13 protein-coding genes are annotated in these 14,004 nt (G+C 33.6%); 3 read left to right on the top strand and 10 right to left on the bottom strand.

From position 1 onward, the window contains the following. Positions 1-2 precede the first annotated feature (2 nt). Both BG261_RS06955 and argR read right to left on the bottom strand, forming a co-directional pair. On the bottom strand, positions 3-371 hold the full coding sequence (locus tag BG261_RS06955) for a YlbF family regulator (RefSeq protein ID WP_070792580.1): 369 nt from the start codon (positions 369-371) through the stop codon (positions 3-5). After that, positions 364-816 (bottom strand): arginine repressor, encoded by a 453-nt coding sequence (gene argR, locus BG261_RS06950; protein ID WP_070792578.1) that lies wholly within the window; start codon positions 814-816, stop codon positions 364-366. The genes BG261_RS06955 and argR overlap by 8 nt, the downstream gene beginning before the upstream one ends. Before the next feature lie 168 nt (positions 817-984). Here argR and argS point away from each other — a divergent pair, with 168 nt between their 5' ends. Next, complete coding sequence (argS, locus tag BG261_RS06945) at positions 985-2,676, top strand: arginine--tRNA ligase (RefSeq protein ID WP_070792576.1); 1,692 nt, start codon at positions 985-987, stop codon at positions 2,674-2,676. A gap of 84 nt (positions 2,677-2,760) precedes the next feature. Here argS and BG261_RS06940 read toward each other — a convergent pair whose 3' ends face one another. The 4 genes from BG261_RS06940 to BG261_RS06925 all read right to left on the bottom strand — a co-directional run bounded on the left by BG261_RS06940 (position 2,761) and on the right by BG261_RS06925 (position 5,258). Then, positions 2,761-3,501, bottom strand: coding sequence for a helix-turn-helix domain-containing protein (locus tag BG261_RS06940; protein WP_070792574.1), 741 nt, complete (start codon positions 3,499-3,501; stop codon positions 2,761-2,763). Between the two features lie 175 nt (positions 3,502-3,676). Then, positions 3,677-4,444 (bottom strand): helix-turn-helix domain-containing protein, encoded by a 768-nt coding sequence (locus tag BG261_RS06935; protein WP_070792571.1) that lies wholly within the window; start codon positions 4,442-4,444, stop codon positions 3,677-3,679. A 199-nt stretch (positions 4,445-4,643) separates the two neighbouring features. Next, positions 4,644-4,820 carry a 30S ribosomal protein S21 gene (gene rpsU, locus BG261_RS06930; RefSeq protein ID WP_002884573.1) on the bottom strand — a complete coding sequence of 59 codons (177 nt, stop codon included), beginning with the start codon at positions 4,818-4,820 and terminating at the stop codon, positions 4,644-4,646. Between the two features lie 78 nt (positions 4,821-4,898). Continuing rightward, the gene (locus BG261_RS06925; RefSeq protein WP_070787502.1) at positions 4,899-5,258 is read right to left on the bottom strand and encodes a winged helix-turn-helix transcriptional regulator; all 360 of its coding nucleotides are present in this window, start codon (positions 5,256-5,258) and stop codon (positions 4,899-4,901) included. Positions 5,259-5,385: 127 nt separating this feature from the next. Between BG261_RS06925 and BG261_RS06920 the strand changes: the two genes are divergently transcribed. Next, positions 5,386-6,561 carry an MFS transporter gene (locus tag BG261_RS06920; protein ID WP_070792569.1) on the top strand — a complete coding sequence of 392 codons (1,176 nt, stop codon included), beginning with the start codon at positions 5,386-5,388 and terminating at the stop codon, positions 6,559-6,561. Between the two features lie 204 nt (positions 6,562-6,765). Then, positions 6,766-8,616: a pyruvate oxidase gene (spxB, locus tag BG261_RS06915; RefSeq protein WP_070792567.1), complete on the top strand. Its 1,851-nt coding sequence runs from the start codon at positions 6,766-6,768 to the stop codon at positions 8,614-8,616. A 129-nt stretch (positions 8,617-8,745) separates the two neighbouring features. On the opposite strand, the gene BG261_RS06910 is transcribed toward spxB, so the two are convergent. From BG261_RS06910 to BG261_RS06895, 4 genes are all read right to left on the bottom strand, one after another. Next, positions 8,746-9,978: an ABC transporter permease gene (locus BG261_RS06910; protein WP_070792565.1), complete on the bottom strand. Its 1,233-nt coding sequence runs from the start codon at positions 9,976-9,978 to the stop codon at positions 8,746-8,748. Beyond that, positions 9,975-10,682: an ABC transporter ATP-binding protein gene (locus tag BG261_RS06905; protein WP_070792563.1), complete on the bottom strand. Its 708-nt coding sequence runs from the start codon at positions 10,680-10,682 to the stop codon at positions 9,975-9,977. Before BG261_RS06905 ends, BG261_RS06910 begins: the two co-directional genes overlap by 4 nt. A gap of 10 nt (positions 10,683-10,692) precedes the next feature. Next, positions 10,693-11,952 carry an efflux RND transporter periplasmic adaptor subunit gene (locus BG261_RS06900; RefSeq protein WP_070792560.1) on the bottom strand — a complete coding sequence of 420 codons (1,260 nt, stop codon included), beginning with the start codon at positions 11,950-11,952 and terminating at the stop codon, positions 10,693-10,695. Between the two features lie 347 nt (positions 11,953-12,299). Next, positions 12,300-13,952, bottom strand: a complete 1,653-nt coding sequence (locus tag BG261_RS06895) for a glycoside hydrolase family 13 protein (RefSeq protein WP_070792558.1) — start codon at positions 13,950-13,952, stop codon at positions 12,300-12,302. Between the last annotated feature and the right edge of the window lie 52 nt (positions 13,953-14,004).

The raw sequence follows: 14,004 nt of genomic DNA, 5'->3' as shown, positions 1-14,004 counted from the left end.
TATCAATTTTCCTCCTCATCTATAAGCTGTAATCTACTATTAATTCTGTCCTCTAGCTCACCGGTAATATATTGCAAAAGATCGCTTACGTCTTCAAGCTTAGAACGGTATTGTCTTATTAATGGATTAGCATTAAGTTCTTCTTCTATAGCACGCGCCTCACCCATTGTTATTTCATACGCTTGGTGCTTATCTATTTTTTGAAAAAGAATTCCCTCTTTTTGCAAATCTTTCATTTTTTCTTCCTGAGTCCAAATCTCTTTATCAGACTTAATCAATTCTTCTAACCTTTGAAACTCTTGAACATAGTCAATATCACTAACCTTATTACGTAATTGTTCTAAAGCTAGTTCATAATCTTCCTTACTCATTATCAATTGCCTTACTTATTTCATTATGTAGTTTTTGAGCTTCTTCAATGCTTGCACAGGTTATCAAAAGAGTATCTGCTCCTGCAAGAGTTCCTAAAATACCTGGGTTTGCACTATCATCTAAAATATTAGCAAGAATATCTGCTTCTGATAAACGTGTGTGCACAACTACCATAAACATCACACTTGATACTGTGAGAACATGGTTACGATACGATTGTGCTATATCTTCAGCATTATTAGACTGCTCATCTAATAATACGTAAAAAGAACCATTAGCTGTTCTGCTTTTTATAATACCCAGCTCTCTAATGTCCCTAGATAGAGTAGCTTGAGTTGTTACAGCCCCATTTTCAGCTAATTGACGGCTCAATCCTTCTTGAGTTTCAATTTTATTTTCTCTTATTAATTGCTTAATAAGTTCATGTCTTTCAATTTTTTTCATACTTATAATTATACTAAATTTTATACATTTTATAAACATTCACTAATTTAAAATTATTAATTAGGAAAATTATTTATATTTATACACTCTAAAGGAGTTTAACAACTTAAAATCAAAAGTCTTTTGTGCTATAATGTTTCTAGCTAAGCAAAAATTAGGAGATATATAATGAACGACAAAAAATTAATTGCTGAGAAAATTTATACAGCTCTTGATGGCGAACTTTCGCTTGATGATATACTAAATTTACTAGAAAAACCAAAAAATTCAGATATGGGTGATATTGCTTTTCCTGCTTTTACCCTAGCAAAAACGAGGCATATGGCTCCACAGGCTATTGCTAGCGATCTTGCTGAAAAAATTGATACTGATGGTTTGGAAAAAGTTGTTGCTACTGGACCATATGTTAACTTCTTCTTAGACAAGAATAGTGTGTCGACTAAGGTTGTTGATCAAGTAGTTGGAGAAAAAGAACACTACGGTGACCAAAATATTGGCCACGGGGCTAAAGTGACTATTGACATGTCTAGCCCTAACATCGCTAAACCTTTTTCTATCGGGCACTTACGTTCAACTGTTATTGGTGACGCTCTTGCTAACATTTACCAAAAAATTGGTTATACTCCTGTCCGTATCAACCATTTAGGTGACTGGGGTAAACAATTTGGTATGCTGATTGTAGCCTACAAAAAATATGGTAATGAAGAAGCTGTACGTGAAAATCCAATTGATGAACTTTTAAAACTATACGTTCGTATCAATGAAGAAGCTGAGACTAATCCTGAAATTGATGAAGAAGCGCGTGCTTGGTTCAGAAAACTTGAAGATGGTGACGAAGAAGCTTTATCTCTATGGAAATGGTTCCGTGATGAATCATTAGAAGAATTCAACCGTCTATATAATAAGATGGACGTTGATTTTGATTCATACAATGGTGAAGCATTCTACAATGATAAAATGGATGCAGTTGTGCAAATTTTAGAAGATAAAGGATTACTTGAAGAATCTCAAGGTGCTACTATTGTAAATCTTGATGATGAAGGATTAAATCCTGCTCTTATCAAAAAATCAGATGGTGCAACTTTATACATTACTCGTGATATAGCAGCTGCCAAATATCGTAAAGATAACTACGACTTTGCTAAGTCTTTATATGTTGTAGGTGGTGAACAAAGTGGTCACTTCAAACAACTTAAAGCAGTACTTAAGAAAATGGGCTATGATTGGGCCGATGACATCGAACATGTATCATTTGGTCTAGTAACTCGTGATGGTAAAAAACTTTCAACTCGTAAAGGTAACATCATACGCTTAGAACCTACAATGGACGAAGCAATTGAACGTGCTCTTGCTCAAATAAATGCTAAAAATCCTGACCTACCTAACAAAGAACGTGTAGCTCACCAGGTTGGTGTAGGAGCTATTAAGTTCTATGATCTTAAAAATGAGCGTACAAATGGTTATGACTTCAACCTTGAAGAAATGTTAAGCTTTGAAGGTGAAACAGGACCATATGTACAATATACTTATGCTCGTATCCAATCAATCTTAAGAAAAGCAGATTATAAGGCTCAATCAGATGTTGAGATTGATTTTAACGACTCAGACTCTTGGGAAATTGTTAAATTACTCCAAGACTTCCCTAATGTCATTAAACGTGCTGCTGACAAGTACGAACCATCTGTAATTTCTAAATATGTAATTAACCTGGCTCAAGCATTTAATAAATACTATGCCCATGTTAGAATATTAGAAGAAAACGAAGGATTGCAAGCGCGTCTTGCCTTAGCAGACTCAACAGCAACAGTAATAAAAGAATCACTAAGACTCCTTGGAGTAGAAGCACCAGAAGAAATGTAAAAAGAAGAGACGAGACGACTAGTCAGGTCTTGAAACAGCTCGCATAATATAGAGAAAGGTAGTTGGGAAAATTTCCCAACTACCTTATTTTTTTCCTGTAATTTGTTTTAATTTGCCTTTTGTTGCTTCTATAGTCTCTTTAAGTTCTTTTTGATTTTTACTTATATATTGTTCAGCTTCTTTTTTCTTAGATGAAGATATGTCTTTTTCTATTACCTTTAAGTCATTATCAACTATTACTGAGTAGGAATTACTTTCATCTGAAGGATTAATTATAATTTCAGTACGATTATCCCCAACGTCAACAACCTGTCCCCTATTATTTCTGTTTGTAACAATATCCACTCTAAATGCTTGTAGTGGGATTCCCATATGCCCTACTGGAATTATAGTTGTCATATATTTATATTCACCTTCTTTAAGCTCATATAAATTGGCATCCATAGGTGGTGACCTTTTAACTACGCTCCAATGATTTTCAACCAAATTTGTTCTATATCTCTGTTCATCACTTCTTAGCTTATAATTCATACCTATGTACGACACTATAATTAGCAATAGTATAATTGTCGTCCACTTGAAAAACTTTCTGAGTTTCGTCTTCTTTCTTGCATCTTTAACCACTTCGGTGTCCTCCTTGATTAATGTATCAAGAGAAATATCAAAGTAATTGCTAATTTCTACAAGAGTATCAAGATCAGGATAATTACGACCCACCTCCCAGTTTGAAACAGCTGTCCTTGATACATTCAATATTTTTGACAGCTCTTCTTGGGTTAAATTACTTTTTAATCTTTCCTCTTTTACCTTATTACCAATTGCCATGATGTTTCCTCTCCAAAATGATTATATGTTTAGTATATCCTATTAGCTAGACATGTAAACTAACATTAAAAAAATTAGCCGTCCACAATTTGTGGCGCCTTATAAATAGAGAGTTTGTATGGTGTAAACATGTTGTAAATATAAAAAGGACAAATAGATTTTGTCCTACAAAAAATTATAAATTATCTAAAACTTGATTTTGCTTTTCAATGGTTTTACTAATTACTTTTTGAATTTTTTCCTTATTTTGTTTGATAAATTCCTCAATCTCACTTCTATAGTGTAGGGGAACGACATCCATTATTTGTTCTGGTATGGCATTACCATTTTCATCGACAATTATAATAAACTCGGTATCATCTTTTGTATGTATAATGAGTGAATATCCATTTGTTCTTATTCCATCAGACATTATGATTACTAATCCATCCCCTGAACCACTACTGGTAACTGATGTTAATTTATTCTTTTTTTCGACAATATTTTGATGGGTAGTTTCTGGGATGAAATATATTTGATAGTTATATTCACCTTCATATAAACTCCAGTTGCTTCCACCATTGATAGGATCAACAGCTCCTTGGGACCATCCATTTTTTATTAGGGTATTTTTCATTTTGTCATTAGTATATTTCGCTCTAAAATTCATACCTATATAGGCTATTAATAAAATTGAAAGAATAAGTGTTGCCCATTTGAAAAACTTTCCATACTTCAATTTCTTTCTTTCGCTTTTTACCATTTCTGCATCCTCCCGAATTAATTTATCAAGAGACAAGCTAAAATAATCGCTGATTGCTACAAGTGTTTCAAGATCAGGGTAATTGCGTCCAACTTCCCAGCTTGATACTGTTGACCTCGATACATTTAATACTTTTGCTAGTTCATCTTGTGTCAAATCTTTTTGTAACCTATTTTGTTTAATTTTATCACCGATATCCATAGCTACCCCTTCCTTAAATTGATTCTACATTCAGAATAAGATATTTCCTAGATATTTCAAGTGCCATCATGTTATTTTCATTGGTATGATTTGTATCACCTTATAAATAGAGGGTTTGTGTGGTGTAAACTTGTTGTAAATATAAAATAAAAAAGGCATCCAATGGATACCTTTTAAAATCTTCAAAAAATTTCAATGATTAGAATTTTTTACGTTTACGAGCTGCTTCTGATTTACGTTTACGTTTAACAGAAGGTTTTTCGTAGTGCTCACGTTTGCGAGCTTCTTGAAGAGTTCCAGCTTTTGTTACAGAACGTTTGAAACGACGAAGAGCATCATCAAGAGATTCATTTTTACGAACTACAGTTTTTGACATATTTTTCACCCACTTCCCGTTTCTAATTTCTGCGTCTGAAACGCACAAACATTATATTAACAGAATTAATAGTGACTGTCAATCTCCAAAGCTCTTTAAATTAACTTTTTTACCTTCTTCTTGTAAATGAATTACATGATTTTCACCCCATGAGCACAACTGATCAAGTATATGCGATAAAGTTAGACCATACTCACTTAAAGAATACTCAACTTTTGGTGGAACTACATTATAGATTTTCCTCTCTATCATATGATCTTGTTCCAACTCCCTTAACTGTTGGGTTAACATTTTTTGGCTAATATTTGGGATTTGTCTCATCAAATCACTTGGTCGCATAGCTCCGTGTCTTAAATTACATAAAATAATTGGCTTCCATTTGCCACCAATTACATCCATAGTAGCTTCTACACCTATATTGTAAAATTTATTTTCCATATAGCTCCTTTGTCCATACAAAACTTACTTTTTGGTACCTACATTACTTTAAAGTCGGTACTTCCATAATATATAGTCAGAGTATATAATAAATTTTCTTGAATTACTACTATTTTTTGGAGGTCTTATGGATAAGAAAATTTCACCTAATTTTACGCTCTTAGCACTTGCAATCAATGCTTTTGCTATCGGCTCTACGGAATTTATAAGTGTTGGTTTATTACCAATGATTGTTGATAGTTTTAAAGTTTCTCTTGATCAAGCTGGTCTGACTGTTTCTCTCTATGCTCTGGGTGTAACTATTGGTGCCCCACTTTTAACAATTTTAACAGGTAAGTGGAATCGTAAAGTTTTAATGCTTGCCATCATGATTACCTTCATTTTAGGTAATCTGATTGCTGCCTTTGCACCAACATTCTCTATTCTTTTAATAGGAAGAATAGTTTCATCACTTGCTCATGGTATTTTTATGTCAGTATCTACGGTAATTGCTGCTGACCTTGTTGACGAGTCAAGACGTGCTAGTGCCATTTCAATAATGTTTACTGGTTTGACTGTTGCCACTGTAACTGGTGTACCCCTAGGAACATATATTGGTCAACAAACTAGTTGGAATATGTCATTTATTTTTATTGCTGTCATTGGATTAATCGGACTTTTAGCAAGTTTGTTCTTGGTACCAGCTAATCTTCCAATTCCAGGAAAGGTTGATTTACTGGGTATTAAGCGTATTTTCACTAATAAACCTTTAGTAATTTCATTTTTAATTACTGCACTTGGATATGGTGGTACTTTTGCGGTTTACACCTACATCTCTCCAATACTTGAAAGATACTTTGGTTACTCGAACTCTGCAATCGTCATTATCCTAGTTGTCTACGGAATCATGGTAGCCATTGGCAACACAATAGGTGGCAAGCTTGCCAACAAAAACACCTTAAATGTTCTTTTCAAAATGTTTATTGCACTTGCTATCAGCCTTGGATTCATGTATTTTGCCATATTATCAACAAATATGATAATTGGAACAATTTCCGTTCTCTTATTAGGACTTTTTGCCTTCATGAATGTACCAGGTTTACAACTATATGTAGTTCAACTGGCTGAACGATTTGTTCCTAAAGACATTACACTTGCTTCAGCTTTTAATATAGCAGCCTTTAATATAGGGATTAGCCTTGGTTCGACAGTTGGAGCTAAGACTACATCAACTTTTGGACTTCAGTTTACTCCGCTAATGGGAATGGTTTTGGTAATTATTGCTGTAATTCTTGTATCATTTGCAAAAAAGAAAAATCAATAAATAAATGTCCTAGTATAAAAAATTATACTTGGATATAGAGTTTTAAAGGGTGTAGCACTTTTAATTTTTTTACCAACTGTAATAATTTATGAAAAACAGACTAAATATTTGAAAACGATTGCACCAAGTGCTAAAGTATGTCTGTAAGGTTTATCGGACCTATAAATTAAAATATAGTATAAACTATAAAAGGAGCTCATTAGTATGACTAATACAGATACTGAAATTTCAAAAACTGTCCCAGCTAGCGTTGCTATGCTTAGAGTTATCGAATCATGGGGTGTAAACCACATTTACGGATATCCCGGTGGTTCATTCAACTCAACTATGCATGCCTTGGATTTGGAAAAAGATAATATAGATTATATTCAAATTCGTCATGAACAAGTTGGAGCATTAGCTGCTGCTGCAGATGCTAAACTTACTGGCAAAATCGCTGTATGTTTTGGTTCAGCTGGACCTGGAGCTACTAACCTTTTAACAGGACTATACGATGCTAAAGAAGATCATGCACCAGTACTAGCTTTAATCGGTCAAGTTCCAAGCACAAATATGAATTACAATTATTTCCAAGAATTCGTTGAAAATCCGATGTTTGCAGATGTTGCTGTCTACAATCGTTTGGTAATGACACCAGAAAGTCTTCCATATGTAATTGATAAAGCAATTCGTGAAGCTTACAAACATAACGGCGTTGCTGTTGTTGTTATTCCTAACGACTTTGGTTATGTACAAATTCCTGATGTACCTTATACTTCACATTCAAATACTGACAATAAAGTGGTTGTTGGTCCTTTAGCTACTGATGAAGAAGTAGATCAATTCTTAGCAATGGTTAAAGAAGCTAAACGCCCTGTATTCCACGTAGGACGCGGTATTAAAAATGGTGGTGACAAACTTGTCGAACTTTCTAAGAAATTACAAATTCCAATTGTTATGACAGGTCTTGCTAAAGGATTAATTCCAGATAGCTACGAAGGTAACCTTGGAACTGCCAACCGTGCTGCTTCTAAAGCTGCTGATGAAATCATGGCTGTTAGCGATTTAGTAATCACTATCGGGGCAGACTTCCCATTTGCAAATCTAGTATATCGTACTCATGAATTCAAATTTATTCAAATTGATAACGATCGTGCTCAATTTGGACGTCATCATTTCTTAGATTTAGGTATTTGGTCTGATGCTACAGCTTTTGTCGAAAAAGCAATTGAACGCAGTGAAAAAGTTGAAGAAAGTCCTTATTTCAAGGCTGCAGTTGCTGATATGGCAAACTGGAAAGAATATCTTGATTACTTGACAAACCGCAATGCTGAACCATTAGAATTTGAAGCTGTTTATAAAGAAATCAATCGTATTGCTGAACCGAATGCAGTATTCTCAATTGACGTTGGTGATAACATCATTAACAGTTTCCGTCATTTAAATATAACACCTAAAAATAAATGGGTTATCTCAGCTCTATTTGCTTCTATGGGATCAGGCGTTCCAGGAGCTATTGCTGGACAATTAAGTTATCCAGATCGTCAAGTGTTTAACATTTCAGGTGATGGTGCATTCTCAATGGTTATGCAAGACTTAATCACTGAAAAGAAATACAAACTTCCAATTATCAATGTTGTAACATCTAATGCTTCTCTTAACTTTATTAAGAGTGAACAAGATGATATTCCTATGGATTACTCAGGTATCTATATTGAAGATCAAGACTTTGCTATGATTGCTCAAGCAATGGGTGTTGAATCAATCACTGTCCGTTCTCCAAAAGAACTTCCAGCAGCTTTTGATAAAGCACTTGAAGTTACAAAAGCAGGTCGTCCATTCTTGATTGATGCTAAAATCACTGATAAACGTAGTATCCCAGTAGAAGATTTACTTCTTAAGATTGAAGATGGTAAGTTAGTTGAAACAGTCAGCAAAAACTACGATGCTTCTCCTTCTACTCAAACAGCTGCTGGATATAAAGAATATACAGTAAGAGAATTCTTAGATAGATATGATGGTCAAAATTTAAAACCACTTCCAGAATTATTTGAAGAATATGGTGTTGAATTATAATAAGAAATAAATAATCACGTTCTAAAAGCATAATAGATTCCCATCTATTATGCTTTTTCCTTTTCGTTTACAATAACTACTAAAGTATTGAAAAAATCTTGATCAAAAATTAATCAAGATTTTTTATTATTAATTGTAAATTGCTTTAATTGGATCCATCCTTGAAGCACTAATGGCAGGTATGATACCAAATATTATACCTGTTAATATTGAAACAGATGTTGAAATCAAGAAAATCTTAGGCGTAATTACTGGTACAATACTCAATGCTGGTCCAATCATACGAGCAATTCCGTAACCAAGACCAACACCAATTAGTCCACCAAGTAGAGTAATAAATGCAGCCTCAAGTAAAAACTGGAGTAATATTACTCTTGGTTTTGCACCGATAGCACGACGAATACCAATTTCTCTTTTTCTTTCAGTGACTGACACGTACATGATATTCATAACTCCAATACCACCAACTAAAAGTGATATAGCAGTCACTGCGAGTAGGAACATTGTTATGCTACCTATACTGTCTTCCATTTGCTTTTGGGCTTGGCGATCTTGATCATCTTCTCTAAACACCCCTTTAACATCTGGATGATTTGTAGTCATTATCTCAGTCGCCTTATTAATAACAGCATCTCTGTCCGCACCCTCTTTGAGTTTAAAATTAATTCCTGAAATTGATTTAGTCTCAGCTAGTTTATTGTAGTCACTTCTTGAAACAAAGGAACTCATCATGGTTGTCCAATCCATAGACATTGCATCAGAAGCACTCATGTTCTCATAATTTACTTTTTCTAAAATACCGATTACTTTAAACATATACCCATTGATAGAAACAGCCTTATTGATCATATCAGCAGGGTTATCACCTTGTAATTGGTATTCAAAAATATCGGGATTCAACACAATCACATCTTTACCACTATCAGCATCCGAAAAATCCCGACCATATTGGATTTTATTATTCCCTCGGTTCGAAGTGACCATAATACTTGCCTGGGCTCCAAAGTAGTCCATGGAAAGACTCAAATTATCTCCCATTCCCCCGTCACCATACTGAGGATAAACTGTCTTAACTCCTGGAATGGATTGAACCTTCTTCATATCAATCCGTGAAAATGAAAAATCAGATTCTCCAGAGTCCCCATTGCTTTTTCCATCGCCTTCTGGGGTATATTTAAGTTTTACTACATCAGCATTCATAGCACTGGTAGCGGATAAAACTTGTTTTTTCATACCTTCACCAAGTGAAGAAATTGTAACAACCGAAGTAATACCAATAATTATTCCAATCATTGTGAGCAAAACTCTTAACTTATGAGCACGTAAACTTAGAAAAGTACTAACTAATAGATTCCAAATCATTCAGTTACCTCCTCTTCCTCATAAAAGCGACCATCCTTCATATGAATTACTCTGCTAGCATATTTAGTCATATCTGCATCATGAGTAACCATTACGATAGTTTTCCCTTGCTTATTAAGTTCCGTCAAAAGGTTCATTATCTCAGTCCCTGTTTCACTATCAAGTGCTCCTGTTGGTTCATCAGCCATAATTAATACAGGATCATTAACCAGTGCACGTGCAATTGCAACACGTTGCTGTTGACCTCCAGAAAGTTCTGTAACCTTCGATTTTGCCTTACTTTCAAGTCCAACTAGTCCGAGATACTTTTCAGCAATCTCTTTTTTTTCTGATCCGGACTTTTTCCCTTCATAGACACATGGTAATTGAACATTTTGACTTACATTTAAAGAACCAATTAAGAAAAACTGTTGAAATATGAATCCTAAAAATTCATTTCTGAATTCAGACTTTTTATTTTCAGATAGTTTCGAAACATCAGTACCATTAAAATAATATTCTCCTTCGCTTAGTCTATCCAAAAATCCAATAATATTCATCAAAGTAGTTTTACCACTACCTGACTTACCCATTATCATTATAAACTCACCAGGATAGATATCTAAATCTAAATCTTTGAGAACAAGTAATTGCTCTTTACCAACAGGAAACCTTTTTTCTATATGTCGTAACTTAATAAGAGGTTGTTTTTCAACTTGTTCCATTTAAACCTCCTTATTTGCCTTCAGTTTTTTCTTCAGATGCCTTCTCTTGTTTCTCCGCGTCTGGTGCTCCACCTTCTACAGCAGCTCCATTTTCATTTGCAGCCCCTTGACCAGCATCGCCTCCACCAATAATATCACCTTCTTTTACTGGCTTTTCTGATGAAACAATTACTCGATCTGCAGACTCTAAACCTGATTTGATTGTTACTTTTCCATCTTTTTCTTCACCAACTTGAACATCACGTCGAACAACATTACCAAAGTCATTAACTAGTACGTACTTCTTATCCCCACTATCATGGACAGCTTCTTTAGGAAGTTGCACAGCTTCTTTTTTACCTACATCAACTGTGGCTTGAATATGATAGCCATTCTTTATACCTTCTAAAGTATCAAGAGTTATCTTAACATCATAGCTTGAAAGTGAAGAGTTAGTACCATATTGATTTTGTTCCGTTTTATTTTCTGGTGGATTATCATCTATATATGAAATCTTACCTGTTACTACTGTTCCATTTGATATTGATGTAAGGGTTGCTTGTTGTCCAACTTTAATTTTTGGTAAATCTTTTTCACTAACTTTACCTGCAACATATAATTCCTCTGAAGTAAGTCTAAGGATTGGTGAGTTTGCGTCCTTAACTTCAGGAATTGATACACGACCTTTAAATTTAGCATTTGTAGATATATATTGTTTAGTTTGCAAGTCAGCTACAGCATCATTTGCAAAGCCAATCTCTTCATCAATGCCATCTATTTCTGATTGATACTGTTCATTTATCCCAGTAGATGACTGAATGCCACTTGCCCCTTCTTTATCATCTGTTTTTGAGGAAGCGTTAGCTTCGTTAGCATTTGCTAAAGCCCTATTCCATTTTGCATTTGTATTCTCACGCTTTGTTTGTAATTTATTAACGGTATTTTGTTGATTTTCTATTTCTTTAGTAACATCTTTATCTTCATAAGTAAAAAGAACTGTCCCTTCGTCAACAACTTGGCCATTAGACACCTTTATATCTGGTTCACTTGTATTCTTATCACTTTTAGGAAATGACTGTGTTTGGTTCGGTTGAACAATACCATTAATGAATACCTGATCAACATCCGGTACTTCAAAATACTTAATTCCATAACTATCACCCATATCAGCCACCTGCGTAGCCTTGTTATTTTTCTGGCCAAATGTTCTGACCCCGATAAAGGCAACTACAAGTAAAGCTAATATACTTCCTAAAATAATCATTAGCTTTTTATTTTGCCAAATTTTCATATTATCCTCCATTCTTTTCGACAAGATTTACTAGTTACAATTTTCTATAATAACCATTATATACTAAATTACAATGTAAAAACTTACAAATTTGTAAGTTTTATAAAAAATATCTTATTTTAGTCTCTAAGTAATTTTTAATTCTCATTTCTCTTTACAGATATCAATATATAATATATTTTCTCCTTTCTATATTCCTCTAAAAAAATATAGATTATAAGAAGATTATATTAAAACAATTTGAAATAACATCTTTTAAAAAAGCTTGCAACAATTTGTTGCAAGCTTGTCAGAAATTTTATAGTTTAATACAAATAATTTACTGAATAGAATTTATTCATACAATTTTATTTTTCATATATCCTATATTCCCAAGGATCTAGATTCATAGTTTTAAACAGTTTACGAGGATTTTTTTGATCCAGTTTTACTTCCTCATAGCTTTCTATATAGTCCTCACCAATTTCTAGATTTATTTTACTTGTATCATTTGATAAATTTGTAATTACTAAAATTTCTGATCCTTCAACTACTCGTCTATACGCAAAGATATTATCATCTTCTTTATTTATAAACTCAATTTTTCCTATAGAAATCGTCTTTTTATCATGTCTTAACTTGATCAGTCTTTGATAGAGTTTAAATAATGAAGATTCCATTTTCATCGCATCTTTGGCATTAATATGATCATAATTAGGATTTATAACAAGCCAAGGTTTACCTTGAGTAAATCCTGCATTATAACTATTATCCCATTGCATAGGTGTCCTAGAATTATCCCGACTTGTTATTCCAACTTTTTGTATGGCATATTCTTTTGAATAACCTTCATTTATTAACTTGTTATAAGCATGATGTGAATCAGGTACATCTATCTGGTCAATATTATCAAAAGGATAATTTGTCATTCCCAACTCTTGTCCTTGATAAATAAAAGGAGTTCCTCTCATTAGCATATACTGCACTGCAAAAGGCTTGGCTGATTTTATCGTTCCATCTCCATATATATCTATTGAGCGTGGATTATCATGATTTTCAAGATATGTCCCATTCCAACCATTTTCAAGAAGATCTTCTTGCCACTTAATAATTTCTTTTTTATACTTTTTTACATCTACCTTATTTTTCACCTCAGTATCAGGGATTTCTTCTTTTTTTACAGCATGACCAAGTTCAAATATCATGTCAAGATAACCATCTTGTCCTGTCCATTTATTAGCTTCAATGCTCTCAACTCCACTAGCCTCTCCAACAGTTAATGCATCATACTCGTCAAATATATCTTTAAGTTCAAACATATAATCTTCAATACCAGGAACATTCATAAACGGTTGCCAAGGATCATCACCATCAAAACTTACAATTTTAAAATCCCATTTTTCCTTTTGAATATGACTTATCGCATCTATTCTAAATCCATCAATACCTAATTCAAGCCACCAACGAATCATGTTATATATTTCATGCCTCATATTAGGATTTTTCCAGTTCAAATCCGGTTGCTCTTTAGCAAAAACATGGAAGTAAGATTGTTTTGTGCTTTCATCGTAAGTCCAAGTACTTCCACCAAAGAAAGATATCCAATTATTTGGTGGCTCCCCTTCACTAGCATCCTCCCAATGATAATAATTTCTGTATGGGTTGTCTAATGATTTTTTACTCTCGATAAACCATGGATGCTGATCAGAAGTATGATTTACTACTAAATCCATTATAACTTTAATATCTAGTTCATGAGCTTCTTTTAAAAGCACCTTCAAGTCATCAATTGTTCCAAAAGATTCATCAATTTCATAAAAATCCGAGATATCATATCCACCATCAATCTGCGGACTTTGATATATTGGATTTAACCATAGAAAATCAATCCCTAATTCTTTTAAATATGGAAGTTTTTCAATTATTCCTCCAATGTCACCTATACCATCATCATTTGTATCCTTAAAACTCTTAGGATAAATTTGATACCCTACCGCTGATTTAAACCAATCACCCTTCATACTCGTAAATCTCCTTTTAAATAAATTTTACTATATAAAAAATATAGATGTT

The sequence above is a fragment of the Floricoccus tropicus genome, assembly GCF_001832905.1.
GTDB lineage: Bacteria > Bacillota > Bacilli > Lactobacillales > Streptococcaceae > Floricoccus > Floricoccus tropicus.
The sequence above is the reverse complement of the archived record's forward strand: the minus strand, read 5'-3'. Positions and strand labels throughout refer to the sequence as shown.